Source organism: Rhizobium terrae (assembly GCF_003425685.1).
GTDB classification, from domain to species: domain Bacteria; phylum Pseudomonadota; class Alphaproteobacteria; order Rhizobiales; family Rhizobiaceae; genus Neorhizobium; species Neorhizobium terrae.
The window spans coordinates 265,285-288,057 of the sequence record NZ_QJKM01000003.1 but is presented as its reverse complement, the minus strand read 5'-3'; the positions used below and the strand labels follow the sequence as shown (position 1 = coordinate 288,057).

Annotated in this window: 25 protein-coding genes; 17 read left to right on the top strand and 8 right to left on the bottom strand. The window is 64.2% G+C overall.

The features are described 5' to 3' along the window. The first annotated feature begins 67 nt into the window (after window positions 1-67). The 7 genes from DMO26_RS06980 (at window position 68) to DMO26_RS06950 (ending at window position 7,565) form a co-directional block, all read left to right on the top strand. Complete coding sequence (locus DMO26_RS06980) at window positions 68-1,900, top strand: methyl-accepting chemotaxis protein (protein ID WP_117191306.1); 1,833 nt, start codon at window positions 68-70, stop codon at window positions 1,898-1,900. Between the two features lie 214 nt (window positions 1,901-2,114). After that, a complete protein-coding gene (locus DMO26_RS06975; RefSeq protein ID WP_117191305.1) occupies window positions 2,115-3,560 on the top strand; it encodes an extensin-like domain-containing protein in 1,446 nt (481 codons plus the stop codon). 18 nt (window positions 3,561-3,578) lie between these two features. Beyond that, window positions 3,579-3,881 carry an MmcQ/YjbR family DNA-binding protein gene (locus tag DMO26_RS06970; protein ID WP_404947021.1) on the top strand — a complete coding sequence of 101 codons (303 nt, stop codon included), beginning with the start codon at window positions 3,579-3,581 and terminating at the stop codon, window positions 3,879-3,881. A 512-nt stretch (window positions 3,882-4,393) separates the two neighbouring features. Continuing rightward, on the top strand, window positions 4,394-5,215 hold the full coding sequence (locus tag DMO26_RS06965; RefSeq protein ID WP_117191303.1) for a sulfite exporter TauE/SafE family protein: 822 nt from the start codon (window positions 4,394-4,396) through the stop codon (window positions 5,213-5,215). Between the two features lie 61 nt (window positions 5,216-5,276). Beyond that, complete coding sequence (locus DMO26_RS06960; protein ID WP_117191302.1) at window positions 5,277-5,738, top strand: DUF5680 domain-containing protein; 462 nt, start codon at window positions 5,277-5,279, stop codon at window positions 5,736-5,738. A 130-nt stretch (window positions 5,739-5,868) separates the two neighbouring features. Continuing rightward, the gene (locus DMO26_RS06955; RefSeq protein ID WP_117191301.1) at window positions 5,869-6,807 is read left to right on the top strand and encodes an ABC transporter ATP-binding protein; all 939 of its coding nucleotides are present in this window, start codon (window positions 5,869-5,871) and stop codon (window positions 6,805-6,807) included. Then, the gene (locus DMO26_RS06950; RefSeq protein ID WP_117191300.1) at window positions 6,804-7,565 is read left to right on the top strand and encodes an ABC transporter permease; all 762 of its coding nucleotides are present in this window, start codon (window positions 6,804-6,806) and stop codon (window positions 7,563-7,565) included. Before DMO26_RS06955 ends, DMO26_RS06950 begins: the two co-directional genes overlap by 4 nt. A 28-nt stretch (window positions 7,566-7,593) precedes the next feature. Here DMO26_RS06950 and DMO26_RS06945 read toward each other — a convergent pair whose 3' ends face one another. After that, a complete protein-coding gene (locus tag DMO26_RS06945) occupies window positions 7,594-8,787 on the bottom strand; it encodes an MFS transporter (protein ID WP_117191497.1) in 1,194 nt (397 codons plus the stop codon). Window positions 8,788-8,936: 149 nt separating this feature from the next. Between DMO26_RS06945 and DMO26_RS06940 the strand changes: the two genes are divergently transcribed. Together DMO26_RS06940 and DMO26_RS06935 are read left to right on the top strand one after the other, a co-directional pair. Continuing rightward, window positions 8,937-9,920, top strand: a complete 984-nt coding sequence (locus DMO26_RS06940) for an AraC family transcriptional regulator (RefSeq protein WP_117191299.1) — start codon at window positions 8,937-8,939, stop codon at window positions 9,918-9,920. Window positions 9,921-10,011: 91 nt separating this feature from the next. Beyond that, complete coding sequence (locus DMO26_RS06935; protein WP_117191298.1) at window positions 10,012-10,953, top strand: PQQ-binding-like beta-propeller repeat protein; 942 nt, start codon at window positions 10,012-10,014, stop codon at window positions 10,951-10,953. A 9-nt stretch (window positions 10,954-10,962) separates the two neighbouring features. On the opposite strand, the gene DMO26_RS06930 is transcribed toward DMO26_RS06935, so the two are convergent. From DMO26_RS06930 to DMO26_RS06920, 3 genes are read right to left on the bottom strand one after another with little or no spacing between them, the layout of a single operon-like run. After that, on the bottom strand, window positions 10,963-11,667 hold the full coding sequence (locus DMO26_RS06930) for a TIGR02281 family clan AA aspartic protease (protein WP_117191297.1): 705 nt from the start codon (window positions 11,665-11,667) through the stop codon (window positions 10,963-10,965). Then, on the bottom strand, window positions 11,664-11,897 hold the full coding sequence (locus DMO26_RS06925) for a DUF1289 domain-containing protein (RefSeq protein WP_117191296.1): 234 nt from the start codon (window positions 11,895-11,897) through the stop codon (window positions 11,664-11,666). The genes DMO26_RS06930 and DMO26_RS06925 overlap by 4 nt, the downstream gene beginning before the upstream one ends. Before the next feature lie 18 nt (window positions 11,898-11,915). Then, a complete protein-coding gene (locus tag DMO26_RS06920; protein WP_117191496.1) occupies window positions 11,916-12,695 on the bottom strand; it encodes an adenosylcobinamide-GDP ribazoletransferase in 780 nt (259 codons plus the stop codon). 110 nt (window positions 12,696-12,805) lie between these two features. Here DMO26_RS06920 and cobT point away from each other — a divergent pair, with 110 nt between their 5' ends. Continuing rightward, the gene (cobT, locus tag DMO26_RS06915; protein WP_117191295.1) at window positions 12,806-13,849 is read left to right on the top strand and encodes a nicotinate-nucleotide--dimethylbenzimidazole phosphoribosyltransferase; all 1,044 of its coding nucleotides are present in this window, start codon (window positions 12,806-12,808) and stop codon (window positions 13,847-13,849) included. Window positions 13,850-13,854: 5 nt separating this feature from the next. Continuing rightward, entirely contained in the window at window positions 13,855-14,247 is a 393-nt protein-coding gene (locus tag DMO26_RS06910) for a diacylglycerol kinase (RefSeq protein WP_117191294.1), read from the top strand. Window positions 14,248-14,487: 240 nt separating this feature from the next. Here the strand turns inward: DMO26_RS06910 and DMO26_RS06905 are convergent, their stop codons facing one another. Next, entirely contained in the window at window positions 14,488-16,023 is a 1,536-nt protein-coding gene (locus DMO26_RS06905) for a sensor histidine kinase (RefSeq protein ID WP_117191293.1), read from the bottom strand. Between the two features lie 159 nt (window positions 16,024-16,182). Here DMO26_RS06905 and DMO26_RS06900 point away from each other — a divergent pair, with 159 nt between their 5' ends. The 5 genes from DMO26_RS06900 (at window position 16,183) to DMO26_RS06880 (ending at window position 18,815) form a co-directional block, all read left to right on the top strand. Continuing rightward, a complete protein-coding gene (locus DMO26_RS06900) occupies window positions 16,183-16,710 on the top strand; it encodes a thermonuclease family protein (RefSeq protein ID WP_226951212.1) in 528 nt (175 codons plus the stop codon). A gap of 2 nt (window positions 16,711-16,712) precedes the next feature. Next, window positions 16,713-17,375 (top strand): uracil-DNA glycosylase family protein, encoded by a 663-nt coding sequence (locus DMO26_RS06895; RefSeq protein ID WP_117191291.1) that lies wholly within the window; start codon window positions 16,713-16,715, stop codon window positions 17,373-17,375. Window positions 17,376-17,424: 49 nt separating this feature from the next. Next, window positions 17,425-17,913, top strand: a complete 489-nt coding sequence (locus DMO26_RS06890; protein WP_117191290.1) for an Lrp/AsnC family transcriptional regulator — start codon at window positions 17,425-17,427, stop codon at window positions 17,911-17,913. A 72-nt stretch (window positions 17,914-17,985) separates the two neighbouring features. Continuing rightward, complete coding sequence (locus DMO26_RS06885; RefSeq protein ID WP_117191289.1) at window positions 17,986-18,195, top strand: hypothetical protein; 210 nt, start codon at window positions 17,986-17,988, stop codon at window positions 18,193-18,195. Beyond that, a complete protein-coding gene (locus DMO26_RS06880; protein WP_117191288.1) occupies window positions 18,192-18,815 on the top strand; it encodes a zeta toxin family protein in 624 nt (207 codons plus the stop codon). Before DMO26_RS06885 ends, DMO26_RS06880 begins: the two co-directional genes overlap by 4 nt. On the opposite strand, the gene DMO26_RS06875 is transcribed toward DMO26_RS06880, so the two are convergent. From DMO26_RS06875 to DMO26_RS06865, 3 genes are read right to left on the bottom strand one after another with little or no spacing between them, the layout of a single operon-like run. Further along, window positions 18,812-19,501 (bottom strand): DNA alkylation repair protein, encoded by a 690-nt coding sequence (locus DMO26_RS06875; RefSeq protein WP_117191287.1) that lies wholly within the window; start codon window positions 19,499-19,501, stop codon window positions 18,812-18,814. The genes DMO26_RS06880 and DMO26_RS06875 overlap by 4 nt on opposite strands. Beyond that, a complete protein-coding gene (locus tag DMO26_RS06870) occupies window positions 19,501-20,565 on the bottom strand; it encodes an NAD(P)-dependent oxidoreductase (RefSeq protein WP_264319348.1) in 1,065 nt (354 codons plus the stop codon). Before DMO26_RS06870 ends, DMO26_RS06875 begins: the two co-directional genes overlap by 1 nt. Further along, a complete protein-coding gene (locus DMO26_RS06865; protein ID WP_117191285.1) occupies window positions 20,477-20,755 on the bottom strand; it encodes a helix-turn-helix transcriptional regulator in 279 nt (92 codons plus the stop codon). The genes DMO26_RS06870 and DMO26_RS06865 overlap by 89 nt, the downstream gene beginning before the upstream one ends. Window positions 20,756-20,831: 76 nt before the next feature. On the opposite strand from DMO26_RS06865, the gene DMO26_RS06860 reads away from it, so the two are divergent. Continuing rightward, window positions 20,832-22,766: a cation:proton antiporter domain-containing protein gene (locus DMO26_RS06860; protein ID WP_117191284.1), complete on the top strand. Its 1,935-nt coding sequence runs from the start codon at window positions 20,832-20,834 to the stop codon at window positions 22,764-22,766. The last annotated feature ends 7 nt before the right edge of the window (window positions 22,767-22,773 follow it).

Here is a 22,773-nt window from a genome sequence, read left to right as displayed (position 1 = left end):
GATGCTTCACCACCTAGTAACTATCACCCCCTATAAATTGACGGCGAATTCGAAAAAAGGGGATTCCATGCAGCGTCTCACCATTTCCTGGCGACTTTATTCCCTCGTTCTCCTGTCGCTTGTCATCCTCGGCGGCGCGATGACCTTCAGCCTGTTTCAGAGCTACGCCTCTTCGGAGCGCGAACGCAAGGCCGGTCTTGCCCAGATGAACGACGTGGCGCTGACGGTTCTCAAGAAATACCAGACGCTCGAAACCTCCGGGGCGATGACCCGCGAACAGGCGCAGGCCGAGGCCAAGACGGTCATCGCCGCGATGCGCTACGGCGAGGGCAGCGGTTATTTCTGGATCAACGACATGACGCCCCGCATGGTCATGCATCCGATCAAGCCGGAGCTGAACGGCAAGGATCTTTCCGGCGACAAGGACCCGAACGGCAAGTTCCTGTTCGTTGAATTCGTCAATACGGTGAAGGCGGGCGGCAAGGGCTTCGTCGATTACTACTGGCCGAAGCCGGGCGCCGAACAGCCGGTCGAGAAATATTCGCACGTCGCGGGCTTTTCGCCCTGGGGCTGGATCGTCGGCACGGGCGTCTACGTGGACGACCTGCACGCCATGTTCCGCCGCGACGCGATCAACTTCGCCTCGATCTTCGGCGTCGGCGCGCTGGTGCTGATCGGCGGCGCGACGCTGGTGGTGCGCACCGTGACCGGTCCGATAACCGGCATCCGCCAGGCCCTGCAGAAGATCGCCGACGGCGAGATGGAGGTCACCGTGCCCTGCACGGAGCAGAAGAACGAGATCGGCGAAATGGCCCGGGCGCTTGGCGTGCTGCGTCAGTCGGTCGCCGAACGTTCCGAACTGCAGGCGCGCGAGGCCGAGCAGAGCAGGGCGCTCGCCGAGGAACGCTCCGGCCGCGAGCGGGCGCTTTCGGCGTCCGCCGAGAGCCATGCGCGGGCCATGCGCGAACTTGGCGCCGTGCTGGAGGCCCTCGCCGGCGGCGATCTTTCCGTCTCGCTCGGCGATATCGGCCCCGACTATGCCAAGCTCCGCGAGGATTTCAACGCTGCCGTGGGTTCCCTGCACCAGGCGATTGCCGACATTTCGGAAACCAGCTTCGTGGTGCGCGACAGCGCGTCGGACATTTCCGGCGCGACCGGCAATCTTTCCAAGCGCACCGAACAGCAGGCCGCGGCGCTTGAGGAGACCGCAGCGGCGCTCGACGAGATCACCGCCACCGTCCGCACCGCCTCGGATCGCGCCCACGAGGCCCGCAGCATGGTCAGCGAGACGAAGGAGAGCGCCGGCCGTTCGGGCGAGATCGTCCGCAACGCGATCGACGCCATGGGCCGGATCGAGGAGAGCTCGAACCGCATCAACCAGATCATCTCCGTCATCGACGAGATCGCCTTCCAGACCAACCTTCTGGCGCTGAATGCCGGCGTCGAGGCGGCGCGCGCCGGCGAGGCGGGCCGCGGTTTCGCGGTCGTGGCGCAGGAGGTCCGCGAACTGGCCCAGCGTTCCGCGAATGCGGCGAAGGAGATCAAGACGCTGATCAGCAATTCCGCCCGCGAGGTGGAAGGCGGCGTGGCGCTGGTGCGCTCGACCGGCGATGCGCTGGTGGAGATCGCCACGCTGGTCGACCGGGTCAACGCCCATGTCGAGACGATCGCGACCGCCGCCCGGGAACAAGCGACGGGCCTTCAGGAGATCAATTCCTCCGTCAACCATATGGACCAGATGACCCAGCAGAACGCCGCCATGGTGGAGGAGACCACCGCGGCGAGCCAGACGCTGGCCGAGCAGAGCGTGCACCTGCAGGGCCTGCTCTCGGCCTTCCGGCTCGACAACGGCGGCCGGGTGACGTCCAGTTCGGCGCCGCAGCGTTCGCGCGCGGCCTGACCGGTCGGAGCATCGAAAACAGCGCCCGCCGGGCCTTGTCCGGCGGGTTTTTTCTTGCCCGGAGGCGAGCGAATTTCTTAACGCGCGTTACCGATATCCCGCATTCCGGCACAGCAAGGTCATGAAAAGACCTTTATTTCTCAAGGCTTCATTTACCGACTTTCTCTAAACTCCTCACCTGTGTCATTTCGGCACCGGAAGAGTGGCAACTGGTATGGCGTATGCTTCCCTTTCTCGGCGGGCGATCGGCCTGCTGATGATCTCGACGATGCTGGTTGCCTGTTCCTCCGGCGATCTCGTGCCGCCCGGATCGATCGACAGCGGCACCCAGGTCGGGGCGATCTCGCCGGTCCGCAACCTGCCGCGCGAGCCCGTTTCCCAGCAGGCCTACCAGATGAGCCCGATGCCGGTTTCCCAGGCAAGCGCCGTCGACTACGGGTACTCCCGCAATGCCGCTCCTCGCGGCGACGCCTATACCGGCGACAGCGGCCATTATCTGCGGGCGCCGGGCAAGGTCCAATCCCAGCAATTGGGGGCGCCGCCTTCAAACCTAGCAACCCTGCCGCAGCAGGCGACGGCCCCTCGCCAGGGCCGCCTGCCGATGATCGACAGCGACGAGGCCATGCAGCAGCAGGCCTCGCTCGGCGCCCGCAATCCGTCCCGGCCGGCAGAGAATTCCGGGCCGACGGTCATTCCGGAAGAGGGCGTCAACATCGACGCCGAACTGGGTTTCGGACCGGATGAAAGCGATATTACCGGACTTGCCGAGGAGGAGGACACGGATATCGCCGAAGGCGTCGGCGACCAGCCGGTGGTCGACGGCATCGGCACCGACAACCCCGTGGCGCTGCAAGCGCGTCGGCAGCCGATCTCGCAGCCGGTTCAAGGGGACTATGTTGCCGTGCCGCCGAAACGGCAGGGCGCCGGCATCGAGGGCGATTTCGCCCGCGGCGGCATGACCTGGGGCGATGGATCGCGCGTCAACCCACCGAGCCGCGCACCGGCCGGCAGCCGCCAGGTGGCGATGCTGCGGCCGAACAATCCGATGAACGACGCCCCGATGAGCCAGCGCGACATGCCCTGGCAGCGCGAGGTGATGCCGCAATCGGAAGTGAGCTGCCGCGCGGAACTGCGCCGCCTCGGCGTCGAGTTCGAGGACCGGCCGCGCATCGACGCCGGCCCAAGCTGCGGCATCGCCTATCCGGTGAAGCTTTCCGGCCTGTCGGGCAATATCGACGTGAAGCCCGCCGTGACCCTGAACTGCCAGGTGACGCTCGCCTTCGCCAAATGGGTCAAGAACGAACTCGCCCCTTCCGCCCGCATGCGCTATCTCACCGGCGTCCAGAAGATCGTCCCGATGGGCGGTTATTCCTGCCGCCGCATGAACAATTCGAGCCAGCGCTACAACCCCATGTCGGAACATGCCAAGGGCAACGCCATCGACATCGGCCAGATCGTGCTGAAGGACGGCCATGAGATCGACGTGCGCAAGAAGGGGTTGTTCTCGCTGCGCGAGGGCGGGCTGCTGAAATCCGTGCGCAGCGACAGCTGCAAATATTTCAACACGGTGCTCGGCCCCGGCAGCAATGCCGAACACTGGAACCATTTCCACTTCGACCTGCGCTCCCGCAGGAGCGGCAAGCGCTACTGCAGCCTGTAGGCCATGGCGACCGGGGACATGCTACGCAGCCTCGCCCTTTCCCTTCCGGGAACCGCGGAGGCACCGCATTTCGATCGCGCCGCCTTCAGGGTGAAACGCAATTATGCGACGCTTTCCGGCGACGGCCTGACCGCGAACTTCAAGTTCACGCCCGACGAGCAGCAGTTCAAATGCCTGATGCTGCCGACCGCCTTTTCGCCGGTACCGAACGCCTGGGGCAGGCAGGGCTGGACGACGGCCGTTCTGGCGGAGCTCGACGAGGCCGACCTCCGCGACGCGTTGGAGACCGCGTGGCGGCACGCGCTGCCGAAGAGGCGCTGAACCGGCGGCCTGTGGAGATTAATGCTCGGTAAACCACGTTTGCCAACCAAACTGGAACCATAAGCGCCGGCGACGCATGAATGTCGTCGCTGCAGTCCGTCGTCCCCCCGCGACCATGCCCCGTCTGCAGCAAAGAGGCCCGGCGCCAGCACCCATGCCCAGCGCCGGGCCTCGCCCTGTCCTTCGGCGGGGGGAAATCTCCGGGGGCATCGGCCGAAGAGCACAAAAAAGAAAGCCGGCTCGATGAGCCGGCGAGGGCGGAGGTGGGCTCGCGGGGAGAGCGGTTCCTCCGATTACGAGAACTGATACTCAAAAACACGACATATGCGGCAAGCGGAAACGAGAGAACTGAAATAGTCTGGTCATGACGGTCGCACGAGGGGTTGCTTGCGGCGTAAAGACGCGACCGTTGCTTGCCTGCGCGGCACAATGCTGTAAGAACGTCACGGAAAAATGACAGCGGAAGAGGGAATCTCGTTCTTCCACCAAGCCGCCTCCCTCCGGACGCCCTGATGCCCTCATTCATCGAATTCCTGCCCTTCATCGCGGCGCTTGTCGCGGGCGGTGTGGTCGCCGGCCTGCTGGCCGGTCTGTTCGGCATCGGCGGGGGCGCGATCCTTGTCCCGATCTTCTTCCATGTCTTCGGGCTTCTCGGCATCGCCGAAGAGGTGCGCATGCAGCTTGCGCTCGGCACGTCGCTGGCGATCATCGTGCCGACCTCGGTGCGCTCCTTCACCGCGCACCGGCAGCGGGGCGCGGTCGACACGGCGCTCCTGAAGGGCTGGGTCGTCGCCGTGCCGCTCGGCACGCTTGCCGCGACAGCCATCGCCGCCAAGGCTTCCAGCGTCGAACTGAGGGTGATCTTCGCGGTGATCGCGCTGGTGCTCGCCTTCCGGATGATCTTCAACCGGGCAAGCTGGCGGCTCGGCGAAGACCTGCCGGGCAATCCGCTGAAATTTATGGTCGGCACCGGGATCGGCGTCCTGTCCGGGCTGATGGGCATCGGCGGCGGGGTTCTGAACAATACGTTCATGACGCTCTACGGCCGCTCGATCCACCAGGCGGTCGCGACGTCTTCCGGCGTCGGCGTGCTGATCTCGCTGCCCGGACTGGCGGGTTATGTCTGGGGCGGCTGGGGCGTGCCCGGCCTGCCGCCATTTTCCACCGGATATATCAACTGGCTGGCCGTGCTGCTGCTCATCCCGATCACGCTTTGTCTGGCGCCGGTCGGTGCGCGGCTGGCGCATGCCATGTCGAAACGCCAGCTCGAAGCCGGTTTCGGCATCTTCCTGATCGTCATCTCGATCCAGTTCTTCCTGACGATTATCGTCTAACCGAGAGCTCTTGACGGCTTTCCGATAGTGTGTTCACTATATGTTCCGTCTGGAGGGGGATATGGACATCGAGCTTTTGGACCGAGTGATCGTCAAGGCGAAGGCCGCAGCCTATGTCGGCGGTGGCGAAGAGAACCGCTCAAGCCGGGCAAGGTCCCGCGACCTGGCTTGGCGTGAGGGGGAGTGGCGGTATCTCGACAGCTATTTCGGCGGGTCCGATTTCATCGGGCAGGAAATCATCTGGCGTGACGACGTGCCGGTCTGGGGCATGAACTATTATGGTTTCATTCTTCGTCCGGACTTGATCGACGCCAGCCGTGCCGGCGCGACGATAAAGGCAGCACTTTCCGCCTTGTACGAACAAGGCCGCTTTCTCGGCGGCTTCGAATGGATCGGCACGCACGGGACCTATATCGACGAGAATTCCGGCGATGCCTCACGTTTTCGCGGACGTGAAATCATCATGGTCGATGGTCGGCAGGTCTATGCGCTCGATTATGGCGGGGGGCTGGTGAGGCCTTGAGGCCCATTCCGGCCAAGGATTGATCAAGAAAATCGAACGCAATATTCTTCTAACAGGGATGGTTTAGATAAACGCCGTCCCTATATTGGCCGCGAATTCCGCAAATCAATTTCGAAAAGATGCTTTCCGCATGGCTTCCGTCGTCTCCATAAAGAACCTCACCAAGACCTATGGCAACGGGTTCCAGGCGCTGAAGGGCGTCGATCTCGAAATCGAGGAGGGTGAAATCCTCGCGCTGCTCGGACCCAACGGCGCCGGCAAGACGACGCTGATCTCGATCGTCTGCGGGCTCGTCAACCCGAGTTCCGGCACGGCGCTGGTCGGCGGCCACGACGTGGTCCGCGATTTCCGCAGGACGCGCGCGATGATCGGGCTCGTGCCGCAGGAACTGACCACCGACATGTTCGAGACGGTGTGGAACACGGTGAGCTTTTCGCGCGGCGTGCACGGCAAGAAGCCCAATCCGGCGCTGATCGAGCAGATCCTGAAGGACCTGTCCTTGTGGTCGAAGAAGGACAACATGCTGCGCGAGCTTTCCGGCGGCATGAAGCGGCGCGTGCTGATCGCCAAGGCGCTGGCGCACGAGCCGCAGATCCTCTTCCTCGACGAACCGACCGCCGGCGTCGACGTCAACCTGCGCCGCGAGATGTGGCAGGTGGTGGAGAAGCTGCGCGCAAACGGCGTGACGATCATCCTCACCACCCATTATATCGAGGAGGCCGAGGAGATCGCCGACCGGGTCGGCGTCATCAACGGCGGCAAGCTGCTGCTGGTCGAGGAAAAGACGGCGCTGATGCACAAGCTCGGCCGCAAGCAGCTTCGGCTCGAACTGGTCGAGCCGTTGAGAGCGGTGCCGTCGAGCCTTGCCCTGCACAATCTGACGCTGTCCGAAGACGGCACCGCGCTGATCCACGAATATCAGGGCGACGAAGGGCAGGGCACGATCGCCTCGCTGCTTTCGACGCTCGCCGCCGAGGACATTCATTTCCGCGATCTTTCCACCCGGCAAAGCTCGCTCGAAGACATCTTTGTTGCGCTGGTCGGGGAAAAGGCGGGAGAAAAGGCATGAATTTCGAGGCGATCAAGTCGATCTACGTTTTCGAGATGGCCCGCATGCAGCGCACGCTGCTGCAGAGCGTCATCTCGCCGGTCATCACCACCTCGCTCTATTTCATCGTCTTCGGGACCGCGATCGGCTCGCGCATCCAGACGGTCGAGGGCGTGTCCTACGGCTCCTTCATCACGCCGGGCCTGATCATGCTGACGCTGCTCACGCAATGCATCGCAAACGGCTCGATCGGCATCTATTTCCCGAAATTCACCGGAACGATCTACGAGATCCTTTCGGCGCCGGTGGCGATGACGGAGATCCTTGTCGGTTACGTGGGGGCTGCGGCGAGCAAGGGGCTGATCATCGGCCTCATCATATTGGCGACCGCCTCCTTCTTCGTCGACATCTCGATCGCCCATCCGTTCATGATGGTGGTCTTCCTGGTGCTGACGGCGGTCAGCTTCAGCCTGTTCGGCTTCATCATCGGCATCTGGGCGAAGAACTTCGAGCAACTGAACATCGTGCCGATGCTCGTCGTGCCGCCGCTGACCTTCCTCGGCGGCAGCTTCTATTCGATCGACATGCTGCCGCCCTTCTGGCAGGCGGTGAGCCATCTCAATCCGGTTCTCTACCTCGTCAGCGGTTTCCGCTGGAGCTTCTACGAGATCGCCGACGTCAATCCGGCGATCAGCCTTGCGATGGTCGGTCTTTTCCTGGTGATCTGCCTGTCGGTCGTCGGCTGGATGTTCAGGACGGGTTACCGGCTGCGGAACTGACCGCAGCCGGCAGGAGTGTGGGAACCGCTCAGCCCTCGCTGAGCTGCACCTGGCGGCCGCCGCGGGCGACCATCACGAAGGCGCCGAGAATGGCGGCGACGCCGAGGAAGGACATGACGCCGATCGGGCCCTGCAGGTCGATCAGCAGGCCGCCGAGGACCGCGCCGCTGGAAATCGCGATCTGGAACGTCGTCAGCAGCAGGGCGCCGGCGCTTTCGGCCTCGTCCGGGGCGGCGCGGGTGATGTAGCTCTGGATGCTGACCGGCAGCGCGCCGAAGGCGAAGCCCCACAGGGTGGCTGCGACGGCCGAGGCGACCGGCGAGACGCCGAGCGTGGCGAGGATCACCGCCGAGGCCGCAATCAAGCTGGAGGCGAAGACGACGCCCATGGTCGCGCTGCGCTCGGTGATCATGCCGCCGACGATGTTGCCGAAGAAGCCGCCGATGCCGTAGGCGAGGAGCACGAGCGAGATCATCTCGACGTCGAAATGCGGGACTTCTTCGAGATACGGGCGGATATAGGTGAAGCCCGCGAAATGGCCGGCGACGATCAAGAGCGTGGCGAACAGGCCGATGCGGATCTTCGGGCGCTTGAGGACGGCGGCCATCGTGCCGAGACCGGCATGTCCGGCAGGCGGTAGCGAGGGCACGGTGACCATCTGCGCGAGGAGCGCCAGGATGCCGACGGCGCCGGCGATGACGAAGGCCGCCCGCCAGCCGAGCGTCGAGCCGATATAGGCGCCGAGCGGGGCGGCGGTGACGGTCGCGACGGAGACGCCGGTGAAGATGATCGCCATGGCGCGCGGCAGGTGGTCGATGGGCACGAGCCGCATGGCGAGCGCGCCGGCCATCGCCCAGAAGCCGCCAAGCCCGATGCCGAGCAGGACGCGCGAGACGAGGAGCAGCGTCAGGCCGTTGGCGAGCGCTGCAAGCGCGCTGGCGATGACGAGAAGGGCGGTGAGCCCGAACAGCGTCCAGCGGCGGTTGAGGCTGCGCGTGCCGATGACGACCGCCGGACCGGCGATGGCGGCGACGATCGCGGTGACCGTGACCGTCTGTCCCGCCGTGCCGGAACTGATGCCGAGATCGGCGGAGATGGGCGTGAGAAGGCTTGCCGGCAGGAACTCGGCGGTGACGAGGCCGAAGACGCCGAGGGTGAGGGAAAAGATCGCGTCCCAGCGGGCCTGGTGGGAGGCCTTGGGGGAGGCGCCGGGGCCGGACATGTCGGCGCCGGACGCGGCGCGCGCGTCCGCTTCGAAAGTGCTGTCTGTCATGGTTGTCGTCCTGTGTTGGGAGGTTCACAGAGTCCCGTTGCGGGAGTGGCACAGACTTAGGGATGACAACCTGTACTTTCCATGCTAGAAAATCCGATATGCTTGACAGATCGTCCAAAGAACTCCCGCTCAATTCAAACGACCCGCTGACCGAGATGCTGCGGGGCCTGAGGCTCGACGGCGTCGAATATGGCCGCTGCCGGCTAGCCGAGCCCTGGGCCACCCTGTTTCCGGCCGAGGAAGCGGCGCGCTTCCATTTCATTTCCTGCGGCGCCTGCTGGCTTCAGGCGCCGTCCGGCGAGTGGCTGGAGCTGAAGCCCGGCGACGCGGTGCTTTTGCCGCGCGGCGACCGGCATGTGCTGGCCAGCACGCCGGGAGTGCCGCCGACGCCGTTCGACCGTTTCCGCCGCAAGGAGGTGTGCAGCGGCATCTATGACGTGCAATGCGCCGATATCGGCGGCGGGACGCTCGCCTTCACGGCCTCCATGCAGTTCAACATCGACAAGCTGCACCCGCTCCTGCAACTGATGCCGGACGCGATGCTGACCAGCGATCTGGCGAAAAGCGATCCCGCCATCCCGCATCTTCTCGACGCCATGGCCCGCGAGGTGGAGATGGACCGGGTCGGCGCTGGCGGCATCGTCGCGCGGCTCGCGGACGTGCTCACCGCGACGCTGATCCGCACCTGGGTCGAACACGGCTGCGGCGACACGACCGGCTGGATCGCGGCGGTGCGCAGCCCCGATGTCGGCCGGGTGCTCGCGGCGATCCACCTGCAGCCGGACCGCGACTGGAGTGTCGCAGCGCTGGCGCGGCTGATGGGCGCCTCGCGTTCCGGTTTCGCCGAACGGTTCCTGAAGGTGGTCGGCGAGACACCGGCGCGCTACGTGGCACGGGTGCGCATGCACCAGGCGCGGCTCTGGCTGAAGGATGGCGAGCGCGTCGCGATCGTCGCCGAGCGGCTGGGTTATGACGCCGAAGCCTCCTTCAGCCGCGCCTTCAAGCGCATCATCGGCGCGCCGCCGAGCCAGTTCCGCAGGAAGGGCGACGGGGCGGATCTGGCCCCGAGGGATTTCGGCTGACGAAAACATCGGCTCGGGCCGACACACGCTCGTCCATCTGCCGGTCTACACTCTTCGCAACTGCTCATCTGGTCCATTCGAGGAGTGTTCGATGAAGACGGTCGACCTTGCACTGTTTGTCGACGGCGGCGCGGCCATCGTCACGGTTGACGGCAATCGCATCGAACGACATTCGCTGGAGCGGACGCCGGAGGGACGCATCGAACCGACCAGGCTCTGGACAGCCAGGGTCCGATATTGCTGCCACCTCGTCGAAGCGCCGGAAGCGGGGAGGATTGTCGCGACCGACACGTCCGGGCGCCATTTCGGCCTCTGCCGCGATACCGGCGAAATCCTCTGGCAGACGGAGCCGGTCGGAGAAGGTGATCGGGGCACGCTGCTTGCCGACGGAACTTTTCTGTTTGCGACCTGGAACGGCCTGCTCCAGCGCCTCGATCCGCGGGACGGCAGCCGGGTCCGCGAGCCGTTTCGGGTCGGCTCCCAGTTGCGGGTGCTTCATCTGGTTCCCGGGACCGATTTCTTGACGGTGGTTCGCCTGATTCCGGCTCGATCCGACCGCGATCCGGTCGGCGAAGTGCTCTGCGGCCTGGACGTCGAGACCTTCGAAATGCGCGAGCTGACGGACAATACCTTCGCCAGCGGAATGTATATTTCGCCGGGCGGCTCCAGAATTCTCTGCCGCTATATCATTGCCGATCCGATCTACGAGATCGGCCGGCGGCCCTCGAAATGGGTGATGAGAGACAGGGCGACCGGCTCGAGCCTTTGCGAGCATGTTTTTGCACCGAGGCCTTCTTTTTCCAGGCCCGTCTGGTCTCCGGAGGGGCGGTGGATTGCCTTCTCGTCGGCAGAAGCGCACCTTTTCCTGTCTGCCGACGGGCTTGTCCCGTTCGCGCGGGTCCCCGGAAAATTCCCCGGACGCCCGGCCTTCCACCCGGCAGGAACCGAAATCTGTCTTTGCCGCAAGGATGATTGCACGATCATTGCGACCGCGCAGCTGTCGCAATGGCCCTGTCCTGGCGAACCGGCGTAGGGTTTCGATCTAATCCCTCAGTTTCAGCTCGTCCGTCTGCATCTGCAACGAGCCGAGGGTCGAGAGAAAGCTCATGCCGAGCAGGCTTTCGCCGAGTTTTCCATCCTCGGCGACCATGGCGCGGATGTTCTTGCGGACGATCGGGCCGATGGCGATCTCTTCGAGGCGGACCGGCGCGGCGAGCGCCCGGCCGTTGGCGGTCATCACCGTGACGCTGAAATCGAGCTTCTGCGGATCAAGCCCCACCGCGCGGGCATCGTCGTAGGAGAGCACAACCGTGCTGGCGCCGGTATCGACCAGCATGTGCAGGACCTTGCCGTTGATCCCGACATTGGTCTGGAAATGGCTTCCGCGCGTCTTGTGGATGATCACTTCGTTACCGCCCTCGCTGTTCGTGACCACCACCGCCGTGCCGGGCAAAAGACCAGCCGTCACCCTTGCGGCGACATTGCGGGCGTCGTCGCGGTAGAGATAGGCGACGACCAGGCCGAGGATGATGACGAGCCAGATGGCGAACTGCTGGAAGACGGTGTTGAGGCTGCCGCGCCGGCCGGCAAGAATGCCGGCGCCGAACAGGCCGGCAAGCGGTATCAGATAGACCAGCCGGCCGAAATCGTCGTTGTCGATGCCCATGGTCCGGCCGCCGTCGTGGTTGACGAGGAGAAAGGCAAGGCCGATGCCGAGAATGGCGAGAACGATTGTCAATGGGTTCATGCGCTGTCGCGTTCCTTCGCCGACTGTTGGGCGAGGCGCCGGCGTTTCGTTTCCCGCCGCGGCCGGCGCTCGATGGTTTCCAGCCGGGCGGGCAGGATGTCCATCAGCCGGCGTCGTTCCGCATCCGTATAGTCCATCCAGCCGGCGATCTCGTCGCGCGTGCGTCCGCAGCCGAAACAGTAGCCGGTCTTGAGGTCGATGGAGCAGACGAGGATGCAGGGCGAAATCATGGGAACAATATCGGGATGTCACGCGACGAGAGCAAGGGCGGCGAGCATCACGATCTCGCTTATCTGTTGCGTGGCGCCGATCGTGTCGCCGGTATGGCCGCCGAGTTTCCGGCGGACGAAGCCGGTGAAGCCGAAGCCGGCGGCGGCCGCGGCGATCAGCGACAGCAGGGTCTTCGGCAGGCCGGCAAGCGGGACGATGAGGAGGATCGCGATGGCGGCCGCGCTGAACAGCGCGATATTGCGCGCACTTTCCTCCGGCATTCCGGCACTGGCCGCAACACCGCTCTCGCGTGCCGAGGGAAGAGCATGCCAATGGGCGACGAGGATGCCCCGGCTGACCACGGCCGCCGCCACGAGCCCCAGCGCCGCGAGCGCCGGGTCCGTCCGCGCAAGGGCGGCAAGCGCCGATGCGCGAAGCGCAAACGACAGGATCAGCGCCACCACGCCATAGGCCCCGCTGCGGCTGTCCTTCATGATCGACAGCGCATGATCCCTGTCGCGCCCGCCGCCGAGTCCGTCGGCCGCATCGGCCAGCCCGTCCTCGTGCAAAGCGCCGGTCATCAGCGTCATCAGCGCGATTGCGATCAGGCTCGCCAGCAGCGGATCGCCCGACTGCAGCATCAGGAAGAGGATGAACGCGGGCAGGGCGGCGATGACGAGGCCCGCCAGCGGAAATGCCCGCACGGCACGCGAGATCGTGCCGTCATGGCCCTTGAAAAAGCGGTCCGGCACCGGCAGGCGGCTGAGGAAACCGACCGAACGGGCGAGGTCGGCGATGAATTCCGTCGCGTTTGGCAGTTGTTCGTCCCTCCCGACCCGATTATGAGAGGCGCACAGAAGCGCGATTTGCCGGGAAACACAAGCTGCCCGGATGTCGCGCCCGATTGAGATATCAAGAGAGATTTCCGATGAGCGTGAGCGGCCTGCCTTTCGACGATTTCCGTGTCCTGCTAGCCAACCTTCCGGGGCCGGACGCACGGGCGCTGGTGGCGGCCCGCGAGCGCGACGGGCAGCTCACCAAGCCGCCCGGTGCGCTCGGCCGGCTGGAGGAGATCGCCTTCTGGCTTGCCGCATGGACCGGCAGGGCGCCGGCGGTGAACCGGCCGCTGGTGGCGATCTTTGCCGGCAATCACGGCGTCACGAAACACGGCATCACGCCCTATCCCTCCTCGGTGACACAGCAGATGGTCGAGAATTTCGCGGCCGGCGGGGCGGCGATCAACCAGATCTGCGTCACCCACGATCTCGGGCTGAAGATCTTCGACCTGGCCCTCGACTACCCGACCGGCGACATCGCGACCGAGGCGGCGCTTTCCGAACGGGACTGCGCCGCGACCATGGCCTTCGGCATGGAGGCGATCGCCGGCGGCACGGATCTTCTGTGCATCGGCGAGATGGGCATCGGCAACACGACGGTCGCCGCCGCCATCAATCTCGCCCTTTATGGCGGCGAGGCGGAGGACTGGGTCGGCCCCGGTACCGGTTCGCATGGCGAACTTCTCGAAAGGAAGATCGCCGTGGTGAAGCAGGCGGTCGAATTCCACAAGGATCACCTGAACGATCCGCTCGAGATCCTCCGCCGTCTCGGGGGCCGCGAGATCGCGGCGATCGCCGGCGCGATCCTTGCCGCCCGCATGGAAAAGATCCCTGTCCTCATCGACGGATACGTGGTGACGGCTGCCGCCTCGATCCTGAAGGCCGCCAATCCGGCCGCTCTCGACCACTGCCTGATCGGCCACGTATCGGGCGAGCCCGGGCATCTGCGTGCCATCGAAAAGCTCGGCAAGACGCCGCTCCTGGCGCTCGGCATGCGGCTCGGCGAAGGGACGGGCGCGGCGCTCGCCGCCGGCATCGTCAAGGCGGCCGCGGCCTGCCATTCCGGCATGGCGACCTTCGAACAGGCCGGCGTCGCCAACAAGAGCCCCGATCAGGGCCACGGCCACGGTCATTGAGCGGAATGGAGAAGACGCCGCTCGACAGCAACATCGAAAAGGCAGCGACGCTTCGCCGCATCGTGGCGTCTTTCCGCTATTCCATGCAGGGGCTGCGGAGGCTCTGGCGGGAGGCGGCCTTCCGCCAGGAGGTCTATGCCTTCGCGCTCGGCCTCGTCATCTTCGCCGCCGTCGGAGCGACGCTGCTCGACCACTTCATCTTCCTGATCCTGATGCTCGTTCTGTTCGGCGTCGAATCCCTGAATACGGCGATCGAGGAACTGGTCGACCGGATCTCGCCGGAAATCTCCACCGTCGGCCGGCACGCCAAGGATCTCGGCTCGTTCGCGGTGTTCTGCCTGCTCTGCGCCAACGGGTTTTTTGTGTTGTATGTGGTGGGGAAGAACCTAGCCTTCTGAGGCGGGCATAGAACCATGCTTGGTCAGAATGGCCAGAACTTCCTGCCTCTCCGGTTCAGGCAGGGTTTTTGTATAAATCTCATTTCCGGAAGGCACGAGACCGGAGATATCGCGTGATAGCGGCCGCTAGCCGATCCTGTTTATGGTCGGGCAAGCCTCTTGCAACTTCAATTGCGTAGTCGAGAAGCTCGGTCATGCCGTCAGTATGAACTTAAACCTGTCGTTGTAAAAGAGCCTGCCTTACGCAAAGCTCTTGCGGCGGCGCTCCACCGTCGTTGCTTCGGCGACGGCCGGCACGCTCTGCAGCACGCGGGTCGAGGGCAGGATGGCGATCGCTTCGGTACCCTCGCGCAGTTTCGAGCGCAGGATGAACTGGCCGTCGTGTTTGGCAAGGATCGCCTGGACGATCGGCAGGCCGAGACCGGTGCCCTGTTCGGCGCTCTTGATGGCGATCGAGCCCTGGCCGAAGGCCGACAGCACGACCGGGATTTCCTCTTCCGGAATGCCGGGCCCGTTGTCCTTGATCGCCACATACTGGCCGCCGCCGGCCGTCCAGCCGACCTTGACTGTGACCTCGCCACCCTGCGGCGTGAATTTGACCGCGTTGGACAGAAGGTTCAGCAGCACCTGGCGCATCGATTTCTCATCGGCCCAGACCTGCGGCAGCTGCGGTTCGAACTGCTCCCGGATCGTGATGTTCTTCGCCCGCGCCCTGAGCTGCACCATGCCGATGCAGTCCTCGGCGATCTCCAGGAGCGACAGGGACTCCTCGGAAAGGTCGTAGCGGCCGGCCTCGATGCGCGACAGGTCGAGGATCTCGTTGATCAGGTTGAGGAGATGCTGGCCCGAGCGGTGGATGTCGCCGGCATATTCCTTGTAGGTCGGGTTGGCGAGGGGACCCAGGACCTCCGAACTCATCACTTCCGAAAAGCCGAGGATGGCGTTGAGCGGTGTCCGGAGTTCGTGCGACATCGAGGCGAGGAAGCGGGATTTCGCCAGATTGGCCTCCTCGGCACGGCGGCGGGCCTCGTCCGACATGGATTTCGCCACTTCCAGCTCGGCGATCAGGTCGTCCTTTTCCGACTGGTAGGACATCAGCGTCAGATTGTTGCGGTAGAGCCGGTCGGCGATGTAGTGGAAGAACACCACCGCCACCGCACACATCGCCGTCAGGCCGATATCGAGCACGTGGCGCGACAGGACAGCCATGCCGAGCAGGGCGGCGATCATCGGCACGAAGCCGAACAGCACGCCGAGCCGCAGCATGAAACTGCTCATCGCGGCGATGGAGATGGCAAAGAGAAGGGCTGCGCCCTTGTAGAAATAATAGCTGTCGCCGGAACAGGTATCGCAGCCCTGCAGCGCGAAGATCGCCCAGCCGAGCCCGATCAGCATCTGCGCGGCAAGCAGCCTGCGGCGCCATTTCTGGGTCTCGATCGCGGCGATTTCCTTGCGGCTGGCGCGCCGGGCGAGAAGCACGTTGATGGCGTGCAGGCTGAGCATCAGCAGCGCCCAGGCGAAGAGATTGGCGCCCGGATCGAGATAGAGGCCGATCGCCGTCACCAGCACGATGAAGAGCGGCATGATCGAAGCGCTCTGCAGCACCGTGTTGACATGCATGGCAAGCATGTCGCGATCAAAGACTTGGTTGCCCTGGGTGCTGGATTGCAGGCGTTCACGGGTGGCGCGCACGGCTTTCGACACAGCCTTGTTGCGATGGCTGCGCGAACGATCGACGATGTTCTTGTCGGTTGAGGTGCTGACGCCGTTACTCATGGCCCATCGACTGCTTACGCGGGTGTTGAGAGAGTATGGCCAAAACCTTAAAAGAGTTTTGCCGGGAAAGGTTTTGTTTGCCATTTCCCTGAAGTTTCCGTTTTCCAATAAGGCTGGATTGTGGCCCTGAGATTGAAGTATTTCCGGGAGGGCCTGCTCGTGGCAGCCTTCTTCATCCTTCTGGTGCTGGTCGCCGCCAAGCTGGACGAGGCGGCCGACAGCGTGGTCCGCGGCCCGTTTTTTGCAGTCGACGGCGACACGCTGGCGGCGGGCGGCGAGCGCCTGAGGCTGCAGGGCCTGGACGCGCCGGAACTCGACCAGACCTGCGAGGATGGCAAGGGCCTGCTCTGGCCCTGCGGCGGCGAGGCGAGGCGGTTCCTGGCACGGCTCGTCGCCGGCGGCGAGGTGGAGTGCCTCGGGCGGGAACGCGACCGTTACCGCCGGCTTCTGGTGCGCTGCCGCGCGGGTGAGACGAGCATCAACGCGGCGATGGTGAGGCAGGGGCTGGCGGTCGCCTCGGGCCGCTATGCCGAGGAACAGGTGGCGGCGAGGCGCGAGGAACGCGGCCTCTGGGCCGGACGCTTCGAAAGCCCGCGCGACTGGCGGGCGAGCCGCGGCATGATGGAGGATGCAGGCCTCGTCGAGGCTTTTTTGAACTGGGTGAAACGGCAGGCGGGCTGGCAGTGAGCATGGACGGCATGGCGGTAGACCAGACGGAGGATATCGAGTTGCTGCAGCAGGCGATCGCCGCCTGCCGCATCTGTCGCGACGCGCCGGCCAAGGGCGAGGGCGACCGATTGCCGCACGAGCCGCGGCCGGTCGCCGTGTTATCGAAAACCGCCCGGGTGCTGATCGCTGGACAGGCGCCGGGGCTTCGGGTGCACGAAAGCGGGCTGCCGTTCAACGACGCGTCGGGAAACCGGCTGCGCGACTGGATGGCGGTGACGCGCGAGGAATTCTACGATCCGCGAAAATTCGCGATCGTGCCGATGGGGTTCTGTTTTCCGGGCTATGATGAAAAGGGCAGTGACCTGCCGCCGCGGCTCGAATGCGCGCCGCTCTGGCGCGCAAGGGTGCTTGCGGCCATGCCGCAGATCGAATTCGTCATCGCCGTCGGGCAATATGCGCAGGCCTGGCATCTCGGACCGAGGCGCAGGAAGGGCATGACGGAAACGGTTCGCAACTGGCGCGACTACGTTTTTGCCAACGAGGGCCCGCGCATCCTGCCGCTGCCGCATCCGAGCTGGCGCAATACCGGCTGGCTCAGGAAAAATCCCTGGTTCGAAGCCGATGTGCTGCCGGTGCTGCGGCAGCATGTGGATAGCTTGATCCGGGGAACAGATTTCGGTTAACTCCTGACAAATCGGTGTATAACGAAAAAACATTTCGAAAGGGAACTTAATGGACCGCCTCGACCGCAAGATTCTCCGCATTCTTCAGGAAGACTCCACACTCGCCGTCGCGGATCTGGCGAAGAAGGTGGGCCTCTCCACCACGCCCTGCTGGCGCCGGATCCAGAAGATGGAGGAGGACGGCGTCATCCGCCGCCGCGTGGCGCTGCTCGACCCGGTCAAGGTCAATACCAAGGTCACGGTTTTCGTGTCGATCCGCACCGCCAGCCACTCGATCGAATGGCTGAAGCGCTTTTCGGAAGTCGTGGTCGATTTCCCCGAAGTGGTTGAGTTCTACCGCATGAGCGGCGACGTCGACTATCTGCTGCGCGTCGTCGTTCCGGACATCGGCGCCTATGACGCCTTCTACAAGCGCCTGATCGCGAAGATCGAGATCCGCGACGTCTCGTCCGCCTTCGCGATGGAGCAGATCAAATACACGACCGAACTGCCGCTCGACTACATGGTGCTCGACAACCAGAAGTCGGGGGAGGAGTGAGAAGAAGGATCGACAGGATAGAATTTCAGGTTCTGAAGCATTATCATGGCATCAACACTGGAGATACTGCCGATGAGCGTACTGCGTGAGGTGCATGGAAAGCTCGAAAAGCTCGCGACGATGGGATTGCGCGAGCGTGACGAGGCGCGATCCGAAAATGTCTCCTCTTTCTACATCGACCCTGCATTCGGCGACTATCTCGTCGAGGAAAAGCCAAATGGCGTGAAGGTGTTGACGCCCTTTTCTCCGATCGACTGGTCGCGGGCCGATGCCGCTGAATGAGCGATCTGCGGCCGTTCTGCTGCATTCTCGCCGGCCCGAATGGGGCTGGCAAATCCACGATCTATAAAAATCTGGCATTGTCCGGCATTTTCGTGAATGCGGATGAAGTGGCGCGGGAAGTCAACCCTTCCGATCCGGAAGCAAGTTCGTTGCAGGCAGGTCGGCTTGTGCTTCTGAGACTGGGCGAGCTTATCGCGACAAAGCAGAGTTTTATCTACGAAACCACACTCAGCAGCCATCAGTCCGTGAGCTTGCTTCAAAAGGTTTCGCGGGCCGGTTACCAAACGCTCTTGATCTTCGTCGCGCTGGCGACACCGGATCTCCATATCAAGCGGGTTGAGCAGCGCGTTTCGCGAGGCGGCCACAATATTCCGGAACATATCATTCGACGGCGGTATGATATCTCTTTTCAGAATCTTATCGCTTGTTTGTCAGTCAGCGAAACTACGATGATATTCGACAACAGTGCCGCCGGTGCCCGGCTCGTTGTCGAGATAGAGGACGGGAAGATTGTTCGAAGTCATGCTGATCCCAGCAATCCCTTTGATCGCCGCCTCGCCGCCTGCGTCGCAGCCGGTTTGAGCCTGCCGCTCCAAACCATCCTGCCGCCGGAAGCCTAACCCTTCAGCCGCGCCAGAACCTTCTCGCTCGATAGCTCCTTCACTGCGTCCTTGCCGATCCACCGGGCGGTCTTGTCTGCCGAGGCGGCAAGCTTTTCGGCCAGCGCCAGGGCAGGGACGTGGCAGGTGCGGTTGCGCTTGCCGATATTGCGGAGCGCCCAGTTCACCGCTTTTTTCACGAAGTTGCGGGGATCGGCGGAATGCGCCTCGATCAGCGGCAGGTATGAAACGAATGTTTCGTCGGGCTCCTGCTTGTTGTGCACGGAGGCGCCGGCGATCATCGCGAAGGCGGTACGGCGGATGAATTCGCGGTCGTCCGCCGCGAATTCTGCGACGAGATCCCGCCAGAAGGGCGTTTCGGTAAGGAGGTCGGCGGCGGTGTCGACGATTTCCCAGGAGGCGAAATCCTCCGCCCAGCTGCGGACCTGCGCCGGCGTGAGCGCTTTCGGATCCGCGGTATAGATCGCCAGCATCCGCGCCTCGCGGATGCCGGTCGCCCAGAGATCGAACGCCCGGGCATGGTTGCGTTTTACGAGCCGGGCGATCTTCTGCAGGTCGGGATTGGAGATGCCGAGCGCCGTTTCGGTCGCGATGCCGAAACGGGCCATGCCGGCAATATTCTCCTGCGAGCGCAATGTCTTGAGATGCGCGACGATCTCGGCGGCGTCGGAGGAGGGGCCGATCATCATTTCCTGTCGAGGCGGGCGAGGAGCGAGGACGTGTCCCAGCGATTGCCGCCCATCGCCTGCACGTCGCCGTAGAATTGATCGACGAGGGCGGTCAGCGGCAGCTTGGCGCCGTTGCGGCGGGCCTCGGTCAGCACGATGTCGAGGTCCTTGCGCATCCAGTCGACCGCGAAGCCGAAGTCGTATTTGCCGGCATTCATGGTCTTGTAGCGGTTTTCCATCTGCCAGGAGCCGGCCGCCCCCTTGGAAATCACCTCGATGACCTTTTCGATGTCGAGGCCGGACTGCTTGCCGAAATGGATCGCTTCGGCAAGCCCCTGCACGACGCCGGCGATGCAGATCTGGTTCATCATCTTGGTGAGCTGGCCGGCGCCTGCCGGACCCATCAGGCCGACCATGCGGGCATAGGCGTCGATGACGGGCTTTGCCTTGTCGAAGGCCGCCTCATCGCCGCCGCACATGACGGTGAGCACGCCGTTTTCGGCGCCCGCCTGGCCGCCGGAAACCGGCGCGTCGACGAAGCCGACACCCTTTGCCTTGGCCGCGGCCTCGAGTTCGCGGGCGACTTCGGCGCTGGCGGTGGTGTTGTCGATCAGGATCGAACCGGCCTTCATGCCGGCGAGAACGCCGGTATCGGTCAATGTCACCGAGCGGAGATCGTCGTCATTGCCGACACAGGTAAAGACGAAATCGGCATCCTTCGCCGCTTCCGCGGGCGTGGCGGCCGCCTTGCCGCCGAATTTCTTCGCCCAGTCCTCGGCCTTGGCTGCGGTGCGGTTGTAGACGGTGACGTCGTGTCCGCCCTTTTCCCTGAGATGCCCCGCCATGGGGAAACCCATAACGCCAAGACCGATGAATGCCACTCTCGCCATGCTTCTACCTCCGAATTTCCTCGGCCGAAGGATTAGAGCAAAGCAGCCGCCCCGAAAAGCCGGCTCGGGCGAAAAGCGTCCATTTCCTGCCGGGCCATTTCTGTCAGGGGTGCTGCTGCGGCGGAAGAGGTGCGTGCTTCTGGCAGACGCCCATGCCGCAGCCCTCCACTTCCATGAACATCGCGCCCCCATCCTCGAAGGCGCGGCGGAGCTGGGCGGCCGTGGCACGGTGAATGTCGTGGCGGCAGCCTTCATAATCGCGGATGGTGCTGCGGGACACTTCCGAGCGCTCCGCAAGATCGCTCTGCGTCCAATCGAGAAGGCCTCTGGCCGCGCGGCATAAAGCCGGCGTCAAAATCATCTGCCTGGTGTCTTGACCCATGTCTACAAGCTGCCCATATTGGTCAAACTACGCCATATATGGCAGATTTTCAGGAGATTTCCAGAGGGAGACGCGGATGCCGCACGAGACGCCATTGATTTCGACGATTGTGGGCGGTCTCGTGCTTGCGTTTATCTTCGGCGCCATCGCCAACCGGTTCCGCCTGCCGCCGCTGGTCGGTTATCTCTTTGCCGGCATTCTCGTCGGCCCGCACACACCGGGTTTCGTGGCGGATCAGAACCTTGCGCCGGAACTTGCCGAGATCGGCGTCATCCTCCTGATGTTCGGCGTCGGCCTGCATTTTTCGCTCAAGGACCTTCTGTCGGTGCGCGGCATCGCCGTGCCGGGGGCCATCGTCCAGATCGGTTTTGCGACGCTGCTCGGCTGGGGCATGGGCACGTTGCTGGGCTGGCCGCTCGGCGGCAGCCTTGTTTTCGGCCTGGCGCTCTCGGTCGCATCGACGGTCGTGCTTCTGAAGGCATTGCAGGAAAGGCGGCTTGTCGAGACGGAACGCGGCAAGATCGCCGTCGGATGGCTGATCGTCGAGGACCTCGCCATGGTGCTCGCGCTGGTGCTGATCCCGGCGCTGGCGAGTATCGGCGGCGAGGCCGCCCATCCGGATCCGCTGGCCGTCGCCGTGGCGCAGGTCTTCGAAATCGAACTCGGGATCGCCGGCATCATCGGCATAACGCTGCTGAAGGTCGCGGCTTTCCTCGGCCTGATGCTGGTGGTCGGCCGCCGGGTCATTCCCTGGATCCTGCATCGCATCGCCCACAGCGGTTCACGCGAGCTTTTCCGGCTCGGCGTGCTGGCGATCGCGCTCGGAGTGGCCTTCGGCGCGGCAAAACTGTTCGGCGTGTCGCTGGCGCTCGGCGCCTTCTTCGCCGGCATGATCCTCTCGGAAAGCGAACTGTCGCACCGCGCAGCGCAGGAAAGCCTGCCGTTGCGGGATGCGTTCGCCGTGCTGTTCTTCGTTTCGGTCGGCATGCTGTTCGATCCGACCATCGTGGTGAACAGCCCGCTGACGCTCATCGGCACGGTGTTCATCATCGTCATCGGCAAGTCGATCGCCGCCTTCCTGATCGTCATGGCGTTCGGCCACAAGGCCGGAACGGCATTGACGATTTCCGCCAGCCTGGCGCAGATCGGCGAATTCTCCTTCATCCTCGCCGAGCTCGGCGTCGGGCTGAACCTTTTGCCGGAAGAGGGGCGCGACCTGATCCTCGCCGGCGCGATCCTCTCGATCATCCTGAATCCGGTGATGTTCTACCTCTGCGACAAGATCCGTCCGCGGCTGGAGGCGCGTATCTATCGCGCCCTGCCGGCGGATGCGCCTTCCGAGGCGGAGACTGCCGCAGAAGGAAGCGGTCCGGTCACCGAGGCGGAGGCTTCGGCAAAGCTCGACGAGAAAGAGCCGGTGCTGACGACGGCGGGCGAGGAGGGCGAGGTGGCCGCGACCCATCTCTCCGGCCATGCGGTCGTGGTGGGTTACGGCCGGGTCGGCAGCATCGTCGTCGCCAACCTGAAATCCTCCGGCGTGCCGTTCCTGGTGGTCGAGGATTCCGAAAACCGCGTCCAGGAGCTTCTGAAACAGGGCATCGAGGTGATCGTCGGCAATGCGGCCTCCGCAAGGGTTCTGGGGCTCGCCAATCTCGGCGCGGCGAAAAGCCTCGTCATCGCCATTCCCAACGCTTTCGAGGCGGGCAATGTCGTCATGCAGGCGCGCGAGGTCAACCCGGCGCTGCTGATTCTCTGCCGCGCCAATTCCGATGCCGAGATCGAACACCTGACCAGGCTCGGCGCCGACAAGACGATCATGGGCGAGCGCGAGATCGCCTACGGCATGCTCGAAGGTCTCGACCAGGTGCACTACCGTGTCGAGCCGGTGGAGGAGGAGCCGGCGGCGGAGGCCGCTCCGCCTGCGATGGCGGGCGTCGGGCCGGGAAGGCCGCATTACGAGCCCGCCGCGCCTTCCGACGTGGAGCCGCCCAGCGAAGCGCCGAAAGGTTGACGGTATC